This window comes from Guopingia tenuis (assembly GCF_014384805.1).
GTDB classification, from domain to species: domain Bacteria; phylum Bacillota; class Clostridia; order Christensenellales; family Christensenellaceae; genus Guopingia; species Guopingia tenuis.
Genome location: NZ_JACRSS010000003.1, coordinates 61,273 through 80,781 on the forward strand (window position 1 = coordinate 61,273; position 19,509 = coordinate 80,781).

15 protein-coding genes are annotated in these 19,509 nt (G+C 54.9%); 8 read left to right on the forward strand and 7 right to left on the reverse strand.

The window, feature by feature from the left end:
• Positions 1–16 precede the first annotated feature (16 nt).
• From H8693_RS06910 to H8693_RS06925, 4 genes are all read left to right on the forward strand, one after another.
• Positions 17–889, forward strand: coding sequence for a polysaccharide deacetylase family protein (locus H8693_RS06910; RefSeq protein WP_178621354.1), 873 nt, complete (start codon positions 17–19; stop codon positions 887–889).
• Positions 890–1,058: 169 nt separating this feature from the next.
• Positions 1,059–1,334: a metal-sensing transcriptional repressor gene (locus H8693_RS06915; RefSeq protein WP_249280380.1), complete on the forward strand. Its 276-nt coding sequence runs from the start codon at positions 1,059–1,061 to the stop codon at positions 1,332–1,334.
• A gap of 211 nt (positions 1,335–1,545) precedes the next feature.
• Complete coding sequence (locus tag H8693_RS06920; RefSeq protein WP_249280381.1) at positions 1,546–3,426, forward strand: heavy metal translocating P-type ATPase; 1,881 nt, start codon at positions 1,546–1,548, stop codon at positions 3,424–3,426.
• A 3-nt stretch (positions 3,427–3,429) separates the two neighbouring features.
• The gene (locus tag H8693_RS06925; RefSeq protein WP_178621348.1) at positions 3,430–3,606 is read left to right on the forward strand and encodes a hypothetical protein; all 177 of its coding nucleotides are present in this window, start codon (positions 3,430–3,432) and stop codon (positions 3,604–3,606) included.
• Between the two features lie 181 nt (positions 3,607–3,787).
• Here the strand turns inward: H8693_RS06925 and H8693_RS06930 are convergent, their stop codons facing one another.
• From H8693_RS06930 to ileS, 5 genes are all read right to left on the reverse strand, one after another.
• Positions 3,788–4,639: an aldo/keto reductase gene (locus H8693_RS06930; RefSeq protein WP_178621346.1), complete on the reverse strand. Its 852-nt coding sequence runs from the start codon at positions 4,637–4,639 to the stop codon at positions 3,788–3,790.
• 151 nt (positions 4,640–4,790) lie between these two features.
• Positions 4,791–6,134, reverse strand: a complete 1,344-nt coding sequence (gene mgtE / locus H8693_RS06935; protein WP_249280382.1) for a magnesium transporter — start codon at positions 6,132–6,134, stop codon at positions 4,791–4,793.
• Positions 6,135–6,468: 334 nt separating this feature from the next.
• Positions 6,469–7,518, reverse strand: coding sequence for a hypothetical protein (locus H8693_RS06940; RefSeq protein WP_249280383.1), 1,050 nt, complete (start codon positions 7,516–7,518; stop codon positions 6,469–6,471).
• A 2-nt stretch (positions 7,519–7,520) separates the two neighbouring features.
• Positions 7,521–8,882 carry an MFS transporter gene (locus H8693_RS06945; RefSeq protein ID WP_249280384.1) on the reverse strand — a complete coding sequence of 454 codons (1,362 nt, stop codon included), beginning with the start codon at positions 8,880–8,882 and terminating at the stop codon, positions 7,521–7,523.
• A gap of 107 nt (positions 8,883–8,989) precedes the next feature.
• Positions 8,990–12,115: an isoleucine--tRNA ligase gene (gene ileS / locus H8693_RS06950; RefSeq protein WP_249280385.1), complete on the reverse strand. Its 3,126-nt coding sequence runs from the start codon at positions 12,113–12,115 to the stop codon at positions 8,990–8,992.
• Between the two features lie 456 nt (positions 12,116–12,571).
• On the opposite strand from ileS, the gene H8693_RS06955 reads away from it, so the two are divergent.
• Complete coding sequence (locus H8693_RS06955) at positions 12,572–13,960, forward strand: polysaccharide deacetylase family protein (RefSeq protein WP_249280386.1); 1,389 nt, start codon at positions 12,572–12,574, stop codon at positions 13,958–13,960.
• A 13-nt stretch (positions 13,961–13,973) separates the two neighbouring features.
• Here the strand turns inward: H8693_RS06955 and H8693_RS06960 are convergent, their stop codons facing one another.
• Complete coding sequence (locus H8693_RS06960; protein WP_249280387.1) at positions 13,974–14,432, reverse strand: hypothetical protein; 459 nt, start codon at positions 14,430–14,432, stop codon at positions 13,974–13,976.
• Between the two features lie 112 nt (positions 14,433–14,544).
• Between H8693_RS06960 and H8693_RS06965 the strand changes: the two genes are divergently transcribed.
• Positions 14,545–14,730, forward strand: a complete 186-nt coding sequence (locus H8693_RS06965; protein ID WP_249280388.1) for a hypothetical protein — start codon at positions 14,545–14,547, stop codon at positions 14,728–14,730.
• Between the two features lie 345 nt (positions 14,731–15,075).
• Here the strand turns inward: H8693_RS06965 and H8693_RS06970 are convergent, their stop codons facing one another.
• Positions 15,076–16,401, reverse strand: coding sequence for a replication-associated recombination protein A (locus H8693_RS06970; RefSeq protein WP_178621688.1), 1,326 nt, complete (start codon positions 16,399–16,401; stop codon positions 15,076–15,078).
• Positions 16,402–17,086: 685 nt separating this feature from the next.
• Here H8693_RS06970 and serC point away from each other — a divergent pair.
• Together serC and H8693_RS06980 are read left to right on the forward strand one after the other, a co-directional pair.
• Complete coding sequence (gene serC, locus H8693_RS06975; RefSeq protein ID WP_249280389.1) at positions 17,087–18,166, forward strand: 3-phosphoserine/phosphohydroxythreonine transaminase; 1,080 nt, start codon at positions 17,087–17,089, stop codon at positions 18,164–18,166.
• Between the two features lie 16 nt (positions 18,167–18,182).
• Positions 18,183–19,361, forward strand: coding sequence for a phosphoglycerate dehydrogenase (locus H8693_RS06980; RefSeq protein WP_249280390.1), 1,179 nt, complete (start codon positions 18,183–18,185; stop codon positions 19,359–19,361).
• Positions 19,362–19,509 lie beyond the last annotated feature (148 nt).

The following is a 19,509-nucleotide window of genomic DNA, read 5'->3' on the forward strand; positions in this document are numbered from 1 at the left end:
AGGGAAGGAGCTCTCTATGAAAAGCAATCTCATCATCACCAGCTGCGCCGTTGCGCTGGTTTTTTTGGCCGTTGCCCTGGTGGCGCTCACTGTGCAGCCGGCTGTTACCACAGTATCACACACCGAATCCAGTTCCTACAGCTGGTATTTCAAGCCCCGGGAGGACGGCCGGCAGCCTGTCGTTGCAGACAACGCAGCTTTCCTTTCCCAATATGACAATGTGCGGTATCTGGGAAGCCCGGACAGCCAGGATCTCTTTTTGACCTTTGACGTGGGCTATGAAAACGGAAACACGGAAAAGATTCTGGATATATTAAAAGAAAAAAAGGTTCCCGCAGCTTTTTTTGTCACCGGGCATTATATGGAAAGCAATCCAGACCTCATCAAACGAATGGAAGCGGAGGGCCATCTGGTCTGCAATCACACTCTGAACCACAAGGATTTATCCGCCATCTCCAGTCAGGAGGAATTCGCGGCAGAAGTGGATGGTCTGGCGGCAAAATATAAAGAGATTGTGGGAAAGGAAATGCCCAAATATCTTCGGCCGCCGGAGGGAAAATACTGCGAACGCATGCTTAAAATTGCCGATCAGGAGGGGTATACCGTCGTATTCTGGAGCTTTGCCTATAAGGATTGGCTCAACGACGAGCAGCCCGACGCCTCCGCCGCCATGGAAAAAATCCTGAAGCGCACACACCCTGGCGCCGTCCTTCTGCTCCATTCCAATTCTGCCACCAACGCGCAGATTCTGGGCGATGTCATTGATAAATGGCAGGCCAATGGATACACCCTGAAAAGTCTTGATGACCTGCCTGCTCCGGCAGCTGCATCACAGGTCAGCCCTTCCCCTTCTTCCCTGACTGCCCAGCCGGCAGCTTCCGGAACGTAATTTTTCTCTTGCCGGGGAAATAGATCTTAAGCGTGCCGCAAAAGGCTGTTTTTGCTGCGGCGCGCCTTTTTATTTCCCGCTTTGGCTTCGGTTTCCGGCATTGACAGAAGATGCCCGCGCCGATACAATATATAATACATATACCCCGTATTGTATTGGAGGCGGAAGCATGAGACAATGTATGGACTCTGAAAATCTGCACCGGAGGCTGAAAAAAATCATCGGGCAGGTGCAGGCGATTGACCGGATGATCGACGAAGATATCCCCTGCGAGGATGTTCTGTCCCAAATCAACGCCGCCAAGTCAGCGCTTCATGGCTGCGGCAAGGTGGTGCTGGAAGGCCATATCCAGCATTGCGTCCGGGACGGCATCGCGCATGGCGACGCCGACAAGACCATCGAGAGCTTCACAAAGGCGGTGGAGCGTTTTGCCAACATGACATGACGCAGGGCGTCGCCCTATCATAACAGCTGGCTGTTGTATGCTGCCGCTGTTATTTTTTTGCCCAAATATCCATCCGCGGCATAGCTAAACAGACCAAATCCTTTCTCACTTTCTATTCTCTGCAGCATACAAACGCCTTGACAACCTATACCCCTATATGTATAATTGAACTATACATATACCCCATTAGGTATATGGGAAAGGAGATCCTATGAAAACGCTCATGGCAAAGCTCGAGCATATTCTGGAACTGGGCGGCACGAAAAAGGATATCGCGCTCTTATCCATTTCCGGCATTGCTCTCCTGCTGAGCCTCTTCCATGCGCCCCTCCCTTTGGATCCCGCATGGGTTTCCATCATATTATGCGGCGTTCCCATCATTTTGGAAGCTCTTATCGGCCTGATCACTGCTTTTGACATTAAAGCAGACGTTTTAGTCTCCCTGGCCCTGATCGCCTCCATCTGCATCGGCGAGGATTTTGCAGCCGGCGAAGTCGCCTTTATCATGCAGCTGGGCGCCCTGCTGGAGGATCTCACGGTGTCCAAAGCCCGCGCGGGAATCGAAAAGCTGGTTCATCTGACGCCCCAGACGGCGCGGGTCATCTCCGATGGCGCCGAGCGCATCCTCCCCGCTGAACAGGTGCGGGTCGGCGATATTCTCCGGGTGCTCCCCGGCGAGACTGTCCCGGTGGACGGCGTCATCCTCTCCGGCCAGACCTCAGTAAACCAGGCGGTCATGACCGGCGAATCCCTGCCGGTGGATAAAGCCGCCGGGGATGCGGTTTCCAGCGGAACAGTCAATCAATTCGGCGCCTTTGAAATGCGGGCGGACAAGGTTGGCGAGGACAGCTCCATCCAGCGCATGATCCGTCTGGTGCAGTCGGCTGACGCGGGAAAGGCAAAAATTGTTGGCATCGCAGACCGCTGGGCCACATGGATCGTCGTGATCGCCCTGAGCGCCGCCGTCCTGACATGGCTGATCAGCGGTGAGATCATCCGGGCGGTGACCATTCTCGTCGTCTTTTGCCCGTGCGCCCTGGTTCTCGCCACACCCACCGCCATCATGGCCGCCATCGGCAACGCCGCCAGGCACGGCTTTCTCGTCCGGGAAGGCGACGCCCTGGAACGGCTGGCGAAAGTGACAAAAATCACCTTTGACAAGACCGGCACCCTCACCTATGGCACGCCGCAGGTCATTCATGCCGCCAGCGTCCTGCCGGAAATGACGCAATCCGAGGTATACGCCCTCTGCGCCGCCGCGGAGCAGTTTTCCGAGCATCCCTTGGGCCGGGCGGTGACTGCCTGCTATAAAAAGGAATCCGGCAGAGTCCTTCTCCCGGCGGAGGATTTCCGGATGCTCCCGGGCCGGGGCGTTTTTGCCCGGGTCCAGGGAAAAATTGTCCTGGCGGGCAACCGGGAAATGTTGGCAGAACAGGGCATCGCCCTGGACGATGCCTCCGCAGCCCAACTGGACCCGTATCTCTCCCAGGGATGCACAGTCATTTATATGGCGGCGGACCAACGTCTGGCCGGATATCTCGTCCTTTCCGATACTGTGCGGGCGGAAAGTGCGGGCATGATCCAGGCGTTGGCCGGGCTTGGCGTTCAGCCAGTCCTTCTCACGGGAGATAACGAAAATGCCGCCGCAGCTATCGCCCGGCAGCTTCATATCGGTGAAATTCATGCCAATTGCCTGCCCGAAGACAAATTGGACTGCATTGGCATGTATCAGAAAAACCGAGAGTCCGTCTGTATGATCGGAGACGGGGTCAACGATGCGCCTGCCCTCAAAAAGGCGGATGTGGGGATCGCCATGGGCGGCGTGGGCAGCGACATCGCAGTTGATGCGGCGGATATCGCCCTGGTGGATGACGAAGTGCGGGAACTCCCCCATCTCATCGCCCTATCCAAACGGATGATGACCACCATCAAATGCAATTTGAGCTTCTCCATGGGTCTGAATTTCCTGGCCATTGCCCTGGCCATCACCGGAATTCTCAACCCAGTTGTGGGGGCGTTGGTGCATAACGCCGGATCGGTGCTCGTCATCATCAATTCGGCGTTGCTTTACCATTGGAAAAGGAGGAAATAGAACATGGCAATCAGCATTATCGGCGCTGTCATCGGCGCAATGGTTCTTGGAGCGAGTTTTTACTACTTCAGGAAAGAAAAGGACGACCGGGAATCCCGAAAGATCTATGGAATCATCGGCGGCATCGGCGGTCTGATCTTTATCGGATCCATCATCAAATTGATTTTTGACCTGTTATAGCGCATTGTCTGCGGCAAAAGGACTCTTCCCGATGGCTTCGCATCTGTCCACAGGTGATTTTTCCTTTTCCGGCGGCAAAAGCAAAACACACCTGGAGCGGCCTACCGTCCCAGGTGTGTTTTATTCTGTTCTTCATTTTTGTCCGGCCGCGCCTTCTTTACTGCACCGCCGTCATGCCGCCTCAGAAATCCACTTCGTCCGGCAGAGCGCACTGTCCGCCAATGTTTTTCAGGGCGTCAATGGCCTGCATATCCGCCGCATCGATGGTGAAATCAAAGACCTTGGTGTTTTCCAGAATCCGGCTGGGGGTTACAGACTTGGGCAGGGGCAGAACGCCATGCTGCAGCACCCAGCGGATGCAGAGCTGCGCCACAGATTTCCCATATTTCGCCGCAATGGATTTCAGCGTCTCGTTTTCCAGCGCATCCTTGCGGCCCAGGGGGCTCCATGCCTCCACGACAATGTCATTTTTCAGGCAGTATTCCACGATATCCGTCTGCGCCCATCCCGGATGGAACTCGATCTGGTTTACCATCGGCTTGATCTGCGCGGTTTCCATCAGCTCGTCGATATGATGCGGGAGGAAGTTGGAAAGGCCGATGGCTTTGATCTTCCCTTCCTGGTAGAGTTCCTCCATGGCGCGCCAGGTCTCGGCGTTGATCCCCTTGGCGGCGTCGCCAAACTGTTTGCGGTTGGCCGGCCAGTGGATCAGCAGAAGATCGAGATACTCCATCTGCAGGTTCTTCATGGTCTTGGCAAACGCAGCCTTGGTTTTTTCATAGCCGCGGTCACTGTTCCAAACCTTGCTGGTGATGAACAGCTGTTCCCGGGGCACGCCGCTTTTGCGGACGGCTTCTCCCACGCCCTCTTCATTTCCATAAAACGCCGCTGTATCGATATGGCGGTATCCCACTTTGATGGCCTCCAACACAGCCGCACAAGTCTCGTCGTTGGGCGTCTGGAACGTGCCATATCCCACGCAGGGAATGGAAAGCCCATTGTTCAACATAAAACTGCTCGTCAAATCCTTCATAACGCACTCCTCTTTTCTTTTGTTGTGTTGCTGTATGTATAGTATACCCCCAAACGCCGCCCCCGTCAAAGGTCTTTTCCCATTTTCCGGAATAACAGCAAAGGCAGAGCGGCTGGTAATCCGTTCTGCCTCTATTGTTCCGCTTCCGCAGTCAAATGGGAAGCAGATGGGATGCAATTGTAAAATAAATGATGAGCGACAGCGCATCCACGATCGTGGTAATCAGCGGCGCCGCCATAATTGCCGGATCCGCCTTGAGGAACTTGGCCAGAATCGGGAGAGCCCCGCCGATGGTCTTGGCGATCAGCACGGTGGCCACCAGCGCCAGCGTCACCGTCAGTGCCACCATTTCATTGCCCGGGTACGTCAGGATCAGGCGAACAAAGTTGACAGCTCCCAGCCCTATGCCTACAATCAGGCTCACCCGAATTTCCTTCCACATGACGGCAAACAGATCCTTCGTGGAAATCTCGGAAAGCGCCATGCCGCGGATCACCAGAGTACTGCTCTGGGAGCCCGCGTTGCCGCCCGTGTCCGTCAGCATGGGGATAAAAGTCACCAAAAGGGGCATGGAGGCAAAGGCGGCCTCATATTGCCCGAGAATACCCCCGGTAATCATGCCCGAAACCATGAGCACCAGCAGCCACATGAACCGTTTGCGGGCCATGGTGAAAACGCCGGTTTTGAGATAAGGCTTTTCCGAGGGCGACATAGCCGCCATTTTTTCAAAGTCCTCCGTGGCCTCCTGTTCCATGACCTCCACAGCGTCGTCAATGGTTACAATGCCCACCAGCCGGTTTTCCTGATCCACCACCGGCAGGGACAGCAGGTTATATTTCGCCAGCGTCCGGGCGACCTCCTCCCGGTCCTCCGTCGTCGTCACACATATGACATCGTCGTCCATAATCTCTTCGATCCGCTGGTCATCTCGGGAAAGCAAAAGCTCTTTGACGGTCACAACCCCTTCCAGCACCCGGCTGGGGCCGGTAACATAACAGGTATAGATGGTTTCCCGGTCCTCGCCGGTGCGGCGGATATGTGCGATGGCTTCTGCCACGGTCATGCCCCGCTTGAGATCCACAAATTCCGCCGTCATAATGCTGCCGGCCGTGTTTTCCTCATATTTGAGAAATTGGTTGATGAGATTCCTCGTCTCCGGCTTTGCGTTTTTCAGGATGCGCTTCACTACGTTGGCAGGCAGCTCCTCCAGCGCGTCCACCGCGTCGTCCACATATAAATCTTCAATGATGCCCACGATCTCCTGGTCGGTGATGGAATCCACAATGACCTTCTGGGTATCCGCGGACAAGTTGGAAAAAACCTCCGCCGCCATCTCTTTTTTGAGCATACGAAAGACAACCGCTGCTTCCTCCGCATCCAGCGATTCCAGAAAATCCGCAATATCGATTTCGTTTTCTTCCTGAAGCGCATCCCGGAGCGCGGCAAACCGGCGCTCCTCCAAAAGCTGCATAAGATCTGCAAATTGACGTTCCATTTTTCAAGCCCTCCTTGCTCGTTTTTTTCGTTCCAAGGCGGGAAGTGAAAAAAGGGCACAGCATTCTTCCCCTCGCGCGGCTGTTTTTTCTGCCGCCCCGCGGGGATATGGAATGAATTTTTTATCCGATGATTTGTTTCCTTAAGAAATAAAAAGGAAGGGGGCTATCCCCGCAGAAAGACAAGCGCCGCGGCTTTCCTGCTGCACAAATGATCGTCTGTGTCCATACTTTTACTTCGGCCGCAATTATCCACTTGTTTTTCCTCCTTCCCGGATTTGATCCTTTTTTAGTATACTCGTTTTTTTGCAAACTGCAAGCGGCATTTTCAACTTTTTACAAGTTTTTTTCAAAGACTGCCGCGCGGCAGGCGGGCGTTCCGCCCAAGGCCCGGCAGGTATGCCGGGATAGCCACGCTACTTCTCCCATGAGGCCGGCCTGTATATAGCTATATCCCCGTTTTTCCACCCCTTCCAGGGCGGCGGCATAGGCCGAAAGGATGGCCCCTTTTCCCTGGGCTGCGGGAACTGCGGCCTGCAAGAAGAACCGACACCCCGGAGCCTTTGCGCACAGGCGCTGGAATTCCCCGGCATGCCGCAGGCCCCACCTGCCCTGCATCTGCCGGGCGATCCAGTCATAATCCGGCATCCCGGCCAGGCAGGCCGCAGGCCGGCCTGCGCGGTCGTATACGATATAGGAAACCGTCGGGTCTAACAGATATCCCATTTCCCGCGCCATTTTCCCAAAACCGTTTTGGGGATACTCGCCCGCCGCACGCAGGATGGCCGCCACATCGCCCGCCATCCGCCGGGTATTTTCCGGCCCCATGGAAACCGCAACATAGCCATGTCGCTGTTTTGCCCAGGCCGCGGCCTTTTCGAGCCGCAGGACAGGGATCTGCTCCGCTTTTATTGTCAGGACATCCCAGGCTTTCCATTCCCGATATCCTTTCTTTTCCAGACATTCCCGCATCCAATCCGGGTCCCGGCGGCCAAAGCATTCCCCGCCCAAAAGCAGGCCGCGTCCCTGCTCCCAGTCCCGGGGATGAAGCGGCCCCAAAAGGCGCGCGGCCCCCAGCCGGCGGGCTTCCCTTTCCGCCGCTTCCAGCACGGCCTGCACAGCTTCCTGTTTTTTTCCCATCAAAAGCCCAAAAAGAGCACAGGGCTCTCCCCGTTTCCGGGAAAGCTCTGCGCTCTTATCCACAAATATCCGCGCCGCCGGCTGTCCGTCCTCCCATGCCAGAAAACAGGAGGCATGGTGCGTACTTCCAGAAAGGGCATCTTCCTTTTTTTCCAACCAGAGGCCCGGCTCCTGCCCCAAAAGCCCGGGAAGGCCCCAAAACGCTTTTCCTCCTCTTCCCCGTTCTTTTTTCACAGTCACCGCCATTTTCAGCCTTCTTTCTGCGCGGTTCCCTCCTGTTTTGCATCTTCGCGCCCGATTTTGAATTTGGCGCAGACGATCATTCCCGCCACAAACACGATGAGCGGCATGATAACCAGCAGCAGCTTGATGGCCAGAATGGCCCCTGCCGGCTGCTCGACGAAAACTTCTTCCGCCGTGGAGATATATCCGCACCATCCCAGTATGCCCATAATGAGGGCGCTGAATGCGGCATTTCCGATTTTGGTTAAAAATGTCATCACGCCGGTATAGCTTCCGCTTCCCGTCGTGTGATCCGCAGCAATGGCCCGGTCGATGGCTTCGGGCACGATAGCGGAAGGCATGACATGCAGGGCGGATACGCCGATGCCCAATAGAGGCACCAGCACCCACACAATGCTGCGGACAAAGTCCGTGGGCAGCGCCAGACAGCAGAGCGTCACGCAGAACAGCGCCGCGCCCCAGATATAGGCCTTGCGCTTGTCAAACTTATTGCTGACCCAGACCCAGAAGGGCAGAAACGCGATAGCCAGGCCAAAGATGATGCCGGCAATCAAGGCATATTCGTCATACATCAGCAGCACATATTTCACATAATAGATGAGCAGAAGCTGCAAAACGGCAATTCCCATCCAGGAAAACACATAGATGGCGAGGCCCTTGTTGAAATCCTTGTTTTTCACGGCCCGGCGCAGGTCCTTGAAAAAGCTGGTGCGCTGGGTCTTGGTTTTGGGCTTGATTTCACTCTTGGGCTCCTTGCCGCTGAAAAAGGCAAACAGCGGCGAAATGGCGATGGGAATGGCCATGATCCAGGCCATCTGGGAGAATCCCTGGGAAACCACATCCGCGGATTTCCAGATCATGGAGGGGATGGTCGCCCCCACCAGCCCAAAGGCAATGGAAAACAGCATCCGCCAGGCAGAAACCGAAGTGCGCCCGTCATAAGTGGGGTCGATCTCCATACCATAGGCCAGATACGGCACGATGAAAAAGGTGGAGAGCACCAGGAGCAGCATATATGCCAGGATAATCAGAATCAGCTTGACCGCCATGGTTTCTCCCGTGGGGATGGAGAACATCAGGCCAAAGGCTGCCGCCATGGGAAGCGCCATATATAGGAAAAAGGGCCGCCGTTTGCCCAGCCGGCTCCGGCAGGTATCCGATTTATATCCCGCATAGGGATCGGTAATCGCATCCCAGATATTTCCCGCAAAGCTGACAACTGCCGCCCATCCGGCGGGGATACCCAACACATCCGTCAAATAAAACATCAAAAACAGGGGAACCACGGTGAAAATGAGCGTATTGGAGATTTCCCCCACGCCATACATTACCTTGCGCCATGTCTTGATGCCCTGCTGTTTCTTCAATCTCTTTCCCTCCTTGGTTCTCCTCTATATTGCATGTGATAGCATAAGACGGGCGTTTCCCAGCGCCCGTCTTGCTTTTATTTGCTTTTTTGCCCGTTCGGTTTCCTTCAGCCCAGCTTTTCCACGCCAAAGCTCGTCTTTTCCCCGTTGATATCCCATTCCTTCTGATATCCACTGACGCTCCCCAGCTCGATGCTGTCTGCCAGAACCTCTCCGGCAATCTGGCTCTTATTCTTTTCCATTACGGCGAGAATCTTCTCGTTGCCCGCCGCAGAGAGGCGGATATGATCCACCACCTCGAACCCGGCCTCCTTGCGCATGGTCTGCACCTTACTGATGATCTCCCGGACATAGCCCTCCTCAATGAGTTCCGGAGTCAGCTCGGTATCCAAAATCACAGCCAGGCCGCCGTCGGTTTCCACGGCATATCCCTCTTTCTGCTTGGGTTCGATGAGAAGATCTTCTTCCTTGAGGGCGATCTCCTGGCCATCCAGCGAGAAAGTATAGGTTCCGCCGTTCTTCACGGCCCCGGCGATCTTCGTGCCGTCTCCATTCATGAGGTGATTGCGGATGCCGCCAAGCAGCTTGCCATAGCGCGGCCCCAGCGTCCGCATCTGCGGCTTCACCAGATAGGTAATGTATTCCTCGGTGGCAGCGCCCAGCTCCACCTCTTTGACGTTCAGCTCGCCCTTGACGACATCGGCATACATCTCCGGCAGATCCGAAAGCCCGCCCACAAACAGCTTGCCGATGGGCTGGCGGTTTTTGATGTTGGCGGCGTTCCGGCAGGCCCGTCCCAGCGCCACGATCTGGAGCACATTTTCCATGTTGGCTTCCAGCTCCTTGTCCACCCGGCTCTCATCCACGACGGGATAGCTGCAAAGATGTACGCTCTCGGGAGCCTCTGTATCGACGCTGCGGACGATGTTCTGATAAATCGCCTCTGTCATGAAGGGCGTGAAGGGCGCGATCAGCCGGCAGAGGGTTTCCAGGACGATATAGAGCGTCATATAGGCGTCGATCTTGTCCTGGGTCATTTCCTTGCCCCAATAGCGGTCGCGGCAGCGGCGGACATACCAGTTGGAAAGTTCATCCACAAACTTGGTGAGCTCCCGGGTCGCCTCGGTGATGTGATAGGTGTCCAGATAGCCCCGCACCGCCCCTACAAGGGAATTCAGGCGGGAGAGCACCCAGCGGTCCATAACCGGCAGGCCATCTTTGCGAAGCTCATATTTCGTCGGGTCAAACCCGTCGATCTCTGCATAGAGGACATAGAAGGCATAGGTATTCCAGATCGTCCCCATAAACTTGCGCTGGAATTCCGAAACCGCCTCATCATAGAACCGGTTGGGCAGCCAGGGTGCCGAATTGGAATAGAAATACCAGCGGACCGCATCCGCTCCCTGCTTATCCAGAACCGACCAGGGATCGACGACATTGCCGATGTGCTTAGACATCTTGCGCCCGTCCTTATCCTGCACATGCCCCAGCACGATGCAGTTTTTAAAGGGAGCCTTGTCAAAGATCAGCGTCCCGATGGCCAGCAGGGTATAGAACCAGCCGCGGGTCTGGTCCACGGCCTCGCTGATGAAGTCCGCAGGGAACCGCTTCTCAAACTCCTCCTTGTGTTCAAAGGGATAGTGCCACTGCGCGAAGGGCATGGAGCCGGAATCATACCAGCAGTCGATCACTTCGCTCACGCGGGTCATCTCCCCGCCGCATTCCGGGCAAGTGAGCTTGATTTCATCGATATAGGGCTTATGCAGCTCGATATCCTCGGGCACGTTTTTGCCCATCTTCCGAAGCTCTTCCCGGGAGCCGATCACATGGATATGGCCGCATTTGCAGGTCCAGACCGGCAGCGGCGTTCCCCAATAGCGTTCCCGGGAAACACCCCAGTCGATGACGTTTTCCAGGAAATTGCCCATGCGCCCGTCCCGGATAGTCTCGGGCAGCCAGTTGACAGAGGCGTTGTTTTTCAGCAGATGGTCCCGAAGGGCGGTCATCTTGATAAACCAGGTGCTGCGGGCGTAATAGATCAGCGGGGTGTTGCAGCGCCAGCAGAAGGGATAGCTGTGCTCAAACTCGGGCGCGTCAAACAGCAGGCCCTTTTCCCGGAGCGCTTCGATGATGAGCTTGTCCGCATCCTTGACAAAGGTTCCGTCCCAGGGCGTCCCGCCGCACATCTCGCCCTTGGTGTTCACCAGCTGGATGAAGGGCAGATGGTTTTCCATGCAGACCCGGGCGTCGTCCTCACCAAAGGCCGGCGCGTTATGCACGATGCCGGTGCCGTCGGTGGTGGTGACATAGTCGTCTGCGATGATATAGAAGGCCTTTTCGCCGCCGCATGCCTTGGCCGTGCATTCAAAAAGCGGCTGATAGCTGCGGCCCACGAGCTGCGAACCCATATAGGTTTCGACGATTTCCACGCCCTCTTCCCCGAGAACGCTCCCCACCAGGTCCTTGGCCAGAATGAAGGATTCGCCGTCCTTTTTCGCCTTGCAGTATTCCACGTTGGCGTTGACGCAGAGGCATACGTTGCTGGGCAGGGTCCAGGGGGTCGTCGTCCATGCCAGATAGCTGGCGTCGTCATCCGTGCAGCGGAAACGGGCGGTGGCCGACGTTTCCTTCACGTCCTTATACCCCTGCGCCACCTCATGGGAGGAAAGGGCGGTTCCGCAGCGGGGGCAATAGGGGACGACTTTGTGCCCCTTATAGAGCAGGCCCTTTTCATGGATCTGCTTCAGCGACCACCACACGGATTCGATATAGTCGTTGTCATAGGTAACATAGGGATTTTCCATATCCGCCCAGTATCCCACGCGGTCGGACATTTTCTCCCATTCGCCTTTATATTTCCAGACGCTTTCCTTGCATTTCTGAATAAAATCCGAAACGCCGTATTCCTCAATCTGCTCCTTGCCGTCCAGCCCCAGCAGCTTTTCCACTTCCAGCTCCACGGGCAGCCCGTGGGTATCCCATCCGGCTTTGCGCAGGACGTTATAGCCCTCCATGGACTTATAGCGGGGGAACAGGTCCTTGATGCAGCGGGTCAGGATATGCCCGATATGCGGCTTGCCGTTGGCGGTCGGCGGGCCGTCATAGAACGTGAATTCCGGCTTCCCCTCCCCGGCTTTCTGGGCCTTATGGAAAATTTCGTTTTCCTTCCAGAACGCAAGAACCTCCTCTTCGCGTTTCACGAAGTTTAGATCCGTCGAAACTTTTTTATACATTCCTCTCACTCCTGCAAATATTTTTGAAAATAAAAAAGGCCTTCCCCTCTATAGGACGGGAAAGCCGCGGTACCACCTATCTTCCCCCGGTTTCCCAGGGGCGCTCGATTCTGTTTAACGCACAGCCTACGGCGCACAGTGCGCGGTTGCAGGAAAAAGTGATACCATGCGCATCCGCCGCCGGGCTTGCACCCTTCCCCGCTCGCTGAAGGCTTTCCTGCATCATGGCGTGTCTCTTTCCAAAAGACATATAAGCCTAGCCAACATTATATGGTTTTTTGCCGGGTTTGTCAAAGTATTTTTGGCTTTTCCTTTTTTTGGAGCCGGGCGGCAGAGAAACCTGTCGAAACCCTTGTAAAAAGATTGTATCGTTTGCGGTATTTTGTCTTGTCAGGCTGTATACTGAAAGTGTATAGTAAATACGGACAAAGCTTATACTAAGGAGTACTTCTTTTTATGAATATACGAAAAATCCTGTCCCTTTCTGCCGCCGCCCTCCTGCTTGCCGGTTTTGCGGGATGCAGCGAGATGCCCAAGGTCACGCCTTCGCCTTCCCCGGCGCCGTCTCCCAGCGCGCCGCAGCATGCGGCAGGCGCCGAAGAATTCGGCGTTCCCGAGCTATATACGGAGGAGGGCGATGCCTGGACGGTTACGGCTTTTATTCCCAAGGCCAACGTTCCTTCCATTGACGATGAAATCTCCAAGGCTTTGCAAAGCGCCCTTGCTCCCATCAAAACGGAGATCGAGGGCTATCGGGCCGAGCATCCGGAAACAGAAAAGGGAAGCATTCTTTTGGACTATTCTTCCCTCTCCCTCGCGGATGGCAAGAGAGCCAGCATCCTGGAAAAGGGACAGTATATGTACGCCGGTCTGGGGGAACCCGCTTCGGTTCTCTATACCCTCAATTTTAATTTGGAATCCGGCGCTTTGCTCGGCGCCGGCGACCTGTTTGCCGAGGGATATGAGACTGCGCTCAACACCCTGGTCACGGCCAAGCTGAAGGAACAGAATCCGAATCTGGATTTTGCCGCCACGCCGGTCGCCCTTTCCGGGCTGACGAACCTTCAGCTCACAAAAACCGGCGCTGTCGTCTATTTCCTAAAAAATTCCCTCGCCGGGGCCACCCAGGATATGCAGGTAGATCTGACCGCCTCCGAGCTTGCCTCCCTGGCCGCTCCTGTCCCTGCGCCGGCGCCCTCCCCGCCGGTTTCCCAGGGCCGCTCCATCGATCCGGATAAGCCCATGATCGCCTTCACGTTTGACGACGGCCCTCATGGGGAAGTTACGCCCAAGCTGCTGGATCTCTTTGAAAGCTATAACGGCCGCGCCACCTTCTGTGTGGTGGGCAGCCGGGTTGCCAAGCATGCGGCGGTCGTGAAGCGCATGGCAGCAGACGGGCATCAGATCGCCAACCACACCTGGACTCACCCCAAAATGACCGAGCTTTCTGCCGAGGACGCCAAAAAACAGCTCGCGGATACCAATGATATTGTGGCCCAGGTGACCGGCGGCTACCGCATCCGCATGTATCGCCCCACCTACGGCGCTTTCAACGATACCATCAAACAGGTGACCAAAGAGCTGGAAATGTATATGGCCAACTGGACCGTGGATTCCCTGGATTGGAAGACCCGCAATGCCGACGCCGTGTATAACGTCATTACGGCAGAGGCCAAAAGCGGGCGCATCATCCTCTGCCACGACCTCTATCCCACGACGCTGGCCGCCATGGAGCGGATCCTTCCCGTATTGGCCGAGCAGGGCTATCAGTTCGTCACGGTAGATGAGCTTCTGAGCTTTTCGGACAAGCCGGTGGAATATGGAAAGCTGTACCGGCACAGGTGAGCGTCAACCGTATTTATGTTGTTTCGGTATTTTCTGCGCAGCATGTAATATTGATTACTCGCTTGCCTTTTTTCTCTGCAAATTCTTTAAATCGGGCCGCCCCGCCAAAGGGATATTTCACATGGGTTACAACCGTATCACACTGGTCGATCATCCATTGGTTTCTTTTTATTATGGCAAATTTCAGCGGCGTGTTTTCCATTCCCTCCGGATATATCGTTTCCGGGCAGCCATCTGGGGCATGCCCGGTGCGGACACCGGGCATATATGCCAAAACCACGGTATAGGTAATGTGTGGATACGTCTTTTTTAATCTTTGAAGAGTCCTTCGCACCATGAAATCAAAACAGCCCTGATTTCCCACATAGAAGGTATCCGCTCCATCGTTCTCAATTAAATCTGCTAATATCCCCTCTAGCTTCGGCTGGATTTCCTGAGGGGTATTTTTGTGTCCAAAAAAGGTTACCTTCATAGAATTATCTCCTTTCCAAATTTAGTATACTTAAAATAAGTATACTTTAAACATTATACCGCAAACTAATCTTAAAATATACTTAAAATAAGATTATTACGGCGGTGTTTATTTGAGAAACAAAAATAATAAGCATTTAGGAATTGAAGTGGAGCCTGAGTTGCACGGTAAGCTTCGTTATATCGCAAAATATGAAGGTCGTTCTGTAAATGGACAGATCATTTATTTAATTCGTCAATGTATCCGGGCTTTTGAGGAATCAAATGGGGAAATCAAACTTGATACAGATAAAAGATAAATAAAAAATGCCGTCCAAAGGACGGCATTTCAGTCTGTTGGGAAAGCCTTTTTGGGGCACTGCCTTTAGAATCCCAGGCCCCTGAAAATGCCTTTTTTAAAGGCATTTTCCATATAACTTCGTCAAGATGTCCCCCGCCTCTAAGGCGGCGGGGGACATTTCGTATTCAGCAGTGGATTGTAACCACCGCTGAATACAAGCCGGCTTTGCCGGCTCTTGCCACGTTGGATGACGGGGCAAGCCCCTTATTGAAAGCTTTTTGGGGTTCTAAGACCCTTTTTCCCGAAAAAGGGTCTTAGCCGCCGGAGGCGACCTTGTGGCAGGGCATATTTCGCCCTGCCTTTGTTATCTCTTCTTTCCCTCCTGGGCGTCCCGCTGCTTCCGGCGGGCTTTGGCCTCGGCGATTTTGGCCTCGCTGCCCTGGAGGCTGGGAACATAATACTGCCTGCCCGCGAGATTATCCGGCATATACTGCTGGGGCGTATAGTGCCCGGGATATTCATGGGGATATTTATACCCCTTTCCGTTGCCCAGGCTGTCGGCTCCCCGGTAATGCGTGTCCCGCAAATGCAGCGGAACGCCCACCTGATAGCTGTGCTCCGCATCCCGCATGGCGCCGTCAATGGCCATGACGACGCTGTTGGATTTGGGGCTTTCGCAGATAAAGATAATCGCCTGGGCGATGTTCAGCTTGGCTTCGGGCATACCGTTGAACTCCAATGCCTGGGCCGCCGCCACGGCCTGAAGCATCGCCATGGGGTTGGCCATCCCCACATCCTCCGAGCTGTGGGCGATCATCCGGCGGACGATAATCCGCGGGTCCACTCCGGCATAGAGCATTCGGGAGCACCAATAAAGCGCCGCATCCGCATCCGAACCCCGCAGGGACTTGCAGAAGGCCGAAAGCATGTTGTAGTATTCCTCTTCGTCACACCGGACCGCCCGGTGCTGGATCGATTCCTCGGCAATGGAGAGGTCGATGCGGATGACTCCATCCTTGTCCGGATGGGTCGTGAGCACTGCCAGCTCCACGGCGTTCAGCGCACTGCGGGCGTCGCCGTTGGCCACGTCCACAATATGCCCCACCGCCTCCGGCGTCATCTCCACCTGCATGCGCCCAAACCCCCGCTCCTCGTCAGCCAGGGCCGCGTGAATGGCCTTCTCTACGTCCTGAGGCGTGAGCGGCTGGAACTGAAACAGACGGCACCGGGACACAATAGCCGGCGTCATGGCTACCAGAGGGTTTTCCGTCGTGCTGCCGATAAATTTGATGATTCCCTTTTCAATGGCGGGCAGAATGCTGTCTGACTGCGCCTTGGACCAGCGGTGGCACTCGTCCAGCAGCAGATAGGTGCTCTTGCCGTTCATCATCAGCTCGCTTTCGGCCTCGGATAAAATCCCCCGCACCTCTTTTACGCCCGTGGTGACGGCGTTCACCTTGCGGAAATTGGATTTGGTCGTATTTGCGATGATCTCCGCCAGCGTGGATTTCCCGCAGCCCGGAGGCCCAAAGAAGATGCAGGAAGTCAGCTTGTCTGCCTCAATGGCCCGGCGCAGCAGCCTTCCCTTTCCCACAATATGCTCCTGGCCGATAAATTCATCCAGCACCCGCGGGCGCATCCGGTCGGCCAAGGGCGCGCCCTTGGCCGCGTTGCCCGAAAATAAATCCATGCCTTTCCCTCCTTTTTCCGGCCTCTGCCGCCGCTCACCTGTTTTTTGCCTCTTTACGCAGTCGTTCCTGCCGGGCGTATGCAAAGCCCATGGCATCCGTTTTTCTTTCTGTATCCGTCCCTGCCGGATCACGCCCCCATGTTTTCTTGTGCCGGAAGAATTGCCTTCCCGCACATATTGTCATGGTCACGTCCGCCCGGCGAGGGAGGTCTGCCTATCCATCCATCTTTCCTTGTGCCGGCAGGATTTCTTTCCCGTACATACTCCCATGGTCGCGCCTGCCCGGCGAGGGAGGTCTGCCTATCCGTCCATCTTTCCTTGTGCCGGCAGGATTTCTTTCCCGTACATACTCCCATGGTCGTGCCCGCCCGGCGAGGGCTGCGTTCATTATACCATATTCTTGATTGCTGCGGCACCCTCAAAAGCGGAAACCTTGGGGCGCCGCTTCTCTCCCCGCGCCGCTGCAAAAAATCCTCCGCATTGTTCGTCATAAAACGAATTATTGTATTTTTTGCTTAAAAATCGTGCGTTCTTTCTATTGCCCATTCTGAAATTGTCCGGTATAATATAAAAATATAGAAGACGTAAAAAAATAGCCGGCATGGTCATTTTTTGCATCTCTACCACTGCAGAAAACCACAGTATCGCTTATTAAAAATTATTATAATTTTAGGAGGAAATAATTTTGAGCAGAGTCTATAATTTTTCGGCGGGTCCGGCCTGCCTGCCTGTAGAAGTGCTGCAAAAGGCGCAGGAGCAAATGCTCGACTATCAGGGAACCGGCATGTCCGTCATGGAGATGAGCCACCGTTCCAAGGCATATGAGGAGATCATCGGCGCCGCTGAGTCCAACCTCCGCAAACTGATGAATATTCCCGAGAATTATAAGGTCCTGTTCCTGCAGGGCGGCGCTTCGCTGCAATTCGCCATGGTGCCCATGAACCTGCTTTCCAAGCATAAAAAGGCGCATTATGTCAACACCGGCCTCTGGTCCAAAAAGGCCATCAAGGAAGCCAAACGCTTCGGGGAAGTGAACGTGGCCGCCTCTTCCGAGGATCAGACCTTCTCCTATATCCCCAAGCTCTCCGCCGATATGTTCACGCCGGACGCCGACTATGTTCATATCACCACCAACAACACAATCTATGGCACGAAATTCAAGGAAATCCCGGAAACCAATGGGATTCCCCTTGTGACGGATATGTCCTCCTGCATTCTTTCCGAAGAGGTGGATGTCTCCAAATACGGCATTATCTATGCCGGGGCGCAGAAGAACATCGGCCCCGCCGGACTGACCATCGTCATCATCCGCGACGACCTCATCGGCAATGTGGCTGAAATCCCCACAATGCTGGACTATAAAACCCATGCGGATGCCGGCTCCATGTTCAACACGCCGCCGACCTATGCTATCTATATCGCCGGTCTGGTGTTTGAATGGCTGCTGGATCTGGGCGGCCTTGGCGAGATTCAAAAGGTCAATGAGCGCAAGGCAGCCATCCTCTATGACTATCTGGATAACTCCGGCTTCTATAAGGGCACGGCCCGCAGGGAAGACCGCTCCCTGATGAACGTTCCTTTCGTCATCGGCGATCCCGAGATGGAGAAGAAGTTCGTCGCCGAGGCAGCCGCCGCCGGATTTGTCAACCTGAAAGGACACCGCACGGTAGGCGGCATGCGCGCCAGCATCTATAATGCAATGCCTGTGGAAGGCATTGAAAAGCTGACCGCCTTCATGGAAGCTTTCAAGAAGAACAACGCCTGATCGAAAGGGGATTCTCATGTATAATATCAAAAAACTCAACGCTATTTCCGGCATCGTATACGACTATCTGCCCAAGAGCCAGTATCTGGTATCCTCGCATATCGAGGATGCGGATGTAGATGGATATCTTGTCCGCAGCGCCAACTGCCATGAGTTGGAACTTACCGATCGTCTGCTGGCTTTCGCCCGCGCGGGCGCAGGCGTCAACAACATTCCCATTGACAAGTGCACGGAAAAGGGCATCGTCGTGTTCAATTCCCCCGGTGCTAACGCCAATGCCGTAAAAGAGCTGGTGCTCTGCGGGCTTTTGATGGCATCCCGCAACGTGCTGGCGGGCGTGGCCTGGGCAAAGACCCTGATCGGTGCGGAAGGCGACACCATGAAATTGGTGGAAAAGGGCAAGAGCCAGTTTGTCGGCCCCGAACTTATGGGCAAAACCCTCGGTGTGATTGGTCTGGGCGCCATTGGCGTTCTGGTTGCCAATGCGGCGGCCTCCATCGGCATGAACGTCATCGGCTATGACCCCTATGTTTCCGTGGAGAGCGCATGGCATCTCTCCCGCGCGGTTCACCGGGCTGTCAATTTAGACGATCTTCTCTCCTCTTCGGATTATATCACCGTTCATATTCCCCTGATGGATAAGACCCGTGATTTCATCAGCTCTCCCGAGATCGACAAGATGAAGGACGGCGTGATTCTTCTGAATTTTGCCCGCAATGGCATCGTCCGCTCCTCTTCCCTTCTGGAAGCCCTGGACAGCGGAAAAATCGCCCAGTATGTCACCGACTTCCCGACAGCGGACATTCTCGGCCATGAAAAAACCATCTGCATTCCGCATTTGGGCGCTTCCACACCGGAATCTGAGGAAAACTGCGCTATGATGGCGGCGGCGCAGCTTCGGGACTATATCGAGTTCGGCAGCATCAAAAATTCGGTGAACATGCCGGCCTGCGTGCTCTCTGAGCCTGCCCATTACCGGCTCACCGTAATTCACAAGAACCTGCCCACCATGGTGAACCAGATGACCTCCCTCATCGCCAAAGAGGACATCAACATCGAAGAAATGGTGAACAAATCCCGCGGGGAAATCGCCTATACGGTCTTTGATCTGAGCTCCGCGCCCAGTGAAGAGATTATGCAGGCGTTTGGCGCCATCGACGGGGTTCTCCGCGTGCGGGAAATCCATCATGTGTAAACCATAAACAGATGCAGGGCGGGAAACAAATTTCCCGCCTTTTTTATAATTGTATTTCTGCCCGTCTCTCCGGTGGTTGCCGAGACTGCATCAAAGGACAAGGAAAACGCCGCTCCTAATCATATTGGGAGAATTTTCAGGGCCGTGC